Raw genomic sequence first — 4,261 nt, forward strand, 5'->3', positions numbered from 1 at the left:
CGGCGCCATGCGCCCGTACACCGATTCCTGGTCAAAGCTCGCGTGCTCCGCAACGGAGGTGTCCGTGACCTGCCGGGGAACCTGCAGGATGCGCGATGGCGCCCACTGCTCCCACGCCTTTTCGCGGCGCGGGGTCAGGCGGTCGCCACGGCGCACGAAAGACAGCGGTTTGCGGTGGAACTTCTCGGGGACCTCTGAGGGCTGGGAGGCATCGGATGCTGGGGTGTTGGTCTCACTCATCACCGCCAGAGTCTAGTCAGGGCTTAGCCTGGGGAGGTCCCCCCCACGTCTTGGGCATCGGGCACTGCACCTCACCCGTTGTGATTGGGACTTTTCATGCGCGTTTCCTCCCGGCTGGGTCTGGCTCCGGGGCCGGACCGGGTGTTTTATGTGCTGGCGCTGGGTGTGCTCAGTGCAGTCAGCCCCATGGCAACGGACATGTACCTGGCCTCCATGCCTGCCTTGGCGCAGTTCTACGGGGCACCGGCCTCCACCATCCAACTCTCCTTGAGCACCTACATGGTGGGCATGGCTGTGGGCCAGTTTCTGTTGGGGCCCATCTCCGATGTCTGGGGGCGCCACCGTCTGTTGGTGGCAGGCACCTCCGTGTTCCTGCTCTCCAGCCTGGGAATCGTGTTCTCCACAGATGTCACGGTGCTGCTGGTGTTGCGCGCCATACAGGGTTTTGCCGGTGCAGCCGGGGTGGTGATTGCCCGCGCCATAGTTTCAGACATCGCAAGCGGCATTGAGGCCGCCAAGCTCTACTCCCTGCTGGGCACCATCGTGTCCGTGGCACCGATTGTTGCTCCCGTTCTGGGCGGATTGATCGCCACATGGGCGCCCTGGCAGGTGGTGTTCTGGGTCCTGGCCGGATTCGGTGCCCTCATGGTGGCCTGCGTGGTGTTCGTGATCCCAGAAACCTTGCCACCACAGCGGCGTCGTGACGGCGGCATCCTGGGCACGCTGGGACTGGCCGGTGCCGTGGTGCGCAACCGCCCGTTCATGGCCTGGGCGGTGGCCATGTCCTTGAGCTTCGGTTCGCTGTTCTCTTACGTGTCAGCATCCTCGTTCGTGATGCAAAACGTGGTGGGGCTCTCCTCCATGGGCTACAGCCTGGCCTTTGCCGCTGCAGCATTCGGCTCGGTGGTGGCCGGGCTGGTCAACGTGCGGCTCCTCAACCGTTTCACCCCTGCCCAGATCATGATCGCCGCCCTGGCCGCCCAAGGGCTCATCAATGCTCTGGGTCTGGTTGGTGTCCTGGTCAACGCTCCCGACTGGACCATTGTGGTGCACACGGTCACCGCACAGACATGCGTGGGTTTCATGATCGGCAACGGCATTGCCCTGGCCCAGGCTCAGGTTCCCGGGCGTGCTGGATCGGGGTCGGCCGTCCAAGGTCTCATGCAGTTCATGGTGGGAGGTGCTGTCAGCCCTCTGGCCGGCCTGGGCGGGGAACACACGGCACTGCCCATGAGCATCCTCATGTTCGTGTTCACCACCGCTGCCCTGGCCACAGCACTCTTGGCATCCCGTCTCTCGGAGCCCCACAAGGCCTGATTCAGGGTGCGTCCCGGTGGAGTCGTCGTCGTCGAACGGCCGGAGAATGAGGCAGCCGGTGGCAATTGCGGCGCAAGTAACAAGGCGGCAACGGTGTGTGTGGTTAGATACGCGAGTGACGAGCGCCATACGGCGGGGTCGCCGTTCGTCCACCCTCCACCTTCCTCACCTGTGTGAAGCGACCCCTGAGAGGAACTGAACAGTGAATGATCTGATTCAGAATCTGTTGGGTCAGTTCTCCGGAATCGGCACCTACTGCTTCACCCCCGGACAAACGGACATCGCGGAATGCTTCGGCTCCGCAGCGGGCATCATCTGGGGTCCGTTCCTCCTGATCCCGCTGCTGCTGGTCACGGGTCTCTACTTGAGCATCCGGCTCGGTTTCATACAGATCCTCAAGCTCGGCCCCGCCCTGCGGCTGGCACTGTTCGAGCGCAAGGACGCTGACGCACCCGGTGGTGACGTCTCCCAGTTCCAGGCCCTCACCACGGCCCTGGCTGCCACGGTGGGTACCGGCAACATCGTGGGTGTGGCCACTGCCATCTCCATCGGTGGCCCCGGTGCGCTGTTCTGGATGTGGGTGACCGGCATCTTGGGCATGGCCTCCAAGTACTCGGAAGCTTTCCTGGGTGTGCGCTACCGCACCATGGATGCCAAGGGTGAAATCTCCGGTGGTCCGCAGTACTACCTGCAGCGCGGCATCCGCGGCGGATTCGGCAAGTTCCTGGCCCTGTTCTTTGCCGTGGCCGCCGTGCTGGCCTCCTTCGGCATCGGCAATATGACCCAGGGCAACTCCATCTCCGGCAACGTCTCCGAATCCTTTGGCATCCCCACCTGGATCACCGGTCTGGTGCTGGCCATTATGACCATGGTGGTTCTGGTGGGTGGCATCAAGTCCATCGGCCGCGTGACTGCTGCGTTCGTGCCCGTCATGATCGTCTTCTACGTGCTGGGCGCCCTGTTCATCCTGCTGGTCAACGTGGGGGACATCCCCGCAGCCATCGCCTTGATCTTCACCGATGCCTTCACCGGCACCGCTGCCGTGGGCGGATTTGCAGGCTCCGCCATCATCTTGGCCATCCAGATGGGTGTTGCCCGCGGCATCTTCTCCAACGAGTCCGGCATGGGTTCTGCGGCCATCGCCGCAGCCTCCGCCCAGACCACCCACCCCGTGCGTCAGGGTTTGGTGTCCATGACGCAGACCTTCATCGACACCATCATCGTGGTCTCCTGCACCGGTCTGGTGATCATCACCACCGGTGTGTGGGAGCAGGGCAGTGACTTTGCGGCCACCATGACCGGTGAAGCCTTCACCCACGGTCTGCCCGGTGCCTGGGGGCACATCATTGTGACTCTCGGCCTGGTGATGTTCGCTTACTCCACCATCCTGGGCTGGGCTTACTACGGTGAGCGCTGCATGGAGCGTCTGGTGGGCCGCGGGGGTGTGATGCCGTACCGCGTGGTGTTCTCCATTGTGGTGTTCATCGGCGCCACTATCCCGCTGGCCGCCGTGTGGAACTTTGCTGACGTGATGAACGGCCTGATGGCACTGCCCAACCTGCTGGGTCTGCTGATCATGTCCGGGCTGATCGTGCGCGAGACCAAGCATTACCTCAAGAACGATCCCAAGCTGCGTGCCGGCAAGTCCGAGGTGGACTTGTTCATGCGGGGTCGCGACGGCGGTATCGACACCTATGAGGTCATCGGCCGCTGAGCTGCTTCCTCCCACGTAACGCCCCCGGTGACCGCTCAGGTTGCCGGGGGCGTTGCCATACCCTGGGGGCATGACTGCACTGCAACAGCCCCTTGCCCTGGCCAATGATTCCGGGATCGCCACCGTGTACCACCAGGGCGCTCATGTGGCTTCCTGGACGCCGTCGCGGCAGGATCCGGTCCTGTTCGTGTCACGTCAGGCGAATTTTGTGGAGGGCAAGGCCATCCGCGGCGGTGTGCCCATCTGCTTCCCCTGGTTCGGCCCCGGCCGCAACGGTGACCGCACCCCCGCCCACGGGTATGCCCGCACCACGCCGTGGCGTCTGGTTTCTTGCGACGACGCCGTGGCGGTGTTCGCGCTGTCCCAGGATGATTTCTCCGATGAGGCCCGCCAGGCGTTTCCGTATCCGTTCGCGTGTGAGTACACCGTCACGGTGGGCTCCACTCTGACGTTGGAATTGGCAACGACCAACACCGGGTCTGAGCCGTTGGAGATCGAAGAAGCTCTCCACACCTACCTGGCCGTGGGTGATCTCCGCTCCGTGAGTGTGGACGGCTTGGACGGGGTGGACTACGTGGACAAGGTCACCGGCCAGGAGTCCGTGCGCCAGGAGGGCCCTGTGACGTTCACCGGGGAGACTGATCGTGTCTACCGCAGCGGTGAGCCTCTGGTGGTCAACGATCCTCTGCTGGGGCGCAAGCTGCACATCACCATGACTGGTGCTGCCAACACGGTGGTCTGGAATCCATGGACGGAGAAGGCCAAGGAGATGGGGGATTTTGCGGACGAGGAGTGGACGCAGATGCTCTGCATTGAAGGCGCCAATGCCCTGGACGACTTTGTGACCGTGGCCCCCGGGGAGACTCACCGAATCACGTACAGCATTCAGGTGGAGACCGTCTGACCTCTTGCTGCGGAGGCGTCTGAGCCTCGACGGTTGAGGCCGAGCATGCACTGAGCGGTGGTGGGTTGCGCTGAAAGACTGGTTTC

At 63.5% G+C, this 4,261-nt stretch carries 3 protein-coding genes and 1 pseudogene; 3 read left to right on the top strand and 1 reads right to left on the bottom strand.

Translation table 11 applies throughout. From position 1 onward, the window contains the following. Positions 1 to 240, bottom strand: a pseudogene (locus L979_RS03435) (tRNA (guanine-N7)-methyltransferase); the annotation flags it as partial. Positions 241 to 336: 96 nt separating this feature from the next. On the opposite strand from L979_RS03435, the gene L979_RS03440 reads away from it, so the two are divergent. The 3 genes from L979_RS03440 (at position 337) to L979_RS03450 (ending at position 4,175) form a co-directional block, all read left to right on the top strand. Next, positions 337 to 1,557 carry a multidrug effflux MFS transporter gene (locus L979_RS03440; RefSeq protein WP_052209425.1) on the top strand — a complete coding sequence of 407 codons (1,221 nt, stop codon included), beginning with the start codon at positions 337 to 339 and terminating at the stop codon, positions 1,555 to 1,557. A gap of 280 nt (positions 1,558 to 1,837) precedes the next feature. Next, positions 1,838 to 3,271: a sodium:alanine symporter family protein gene (locus tag L979_RS03445; RefSeq protein WP_047689261.1), complete on the top strand. Its 1,434-nt coding sequence runs from the start codon at positions 1,838 to 1,840 to the stop codon at positions 3,269 to 3,271. A 70-nt stretch (positions 3,272 to 3,341) separates the two neighbouring features. After that, positions 3,342 to 4,175, top strand: coding sequence for a D-hexose-6-phosphate mutarotase (locus tag L979_RS03450; protein ID WP_052209426.1), 834 nt, complete (start codon positions 3,342 to 3,344; stop codon positions 4,173 to 4,175). Positions 4,176 to 4,261: the final 86 nt, after the last annotated feature.

Source organism: Kocuria sp. ZOR0020, assembly GCF_000800955.1.
Lineage (GTDB): Bacteria > Actinomycetota > Actinomycetes > Actinomycetales > Micrococcaceae > Kocuria > Kocuria subflava.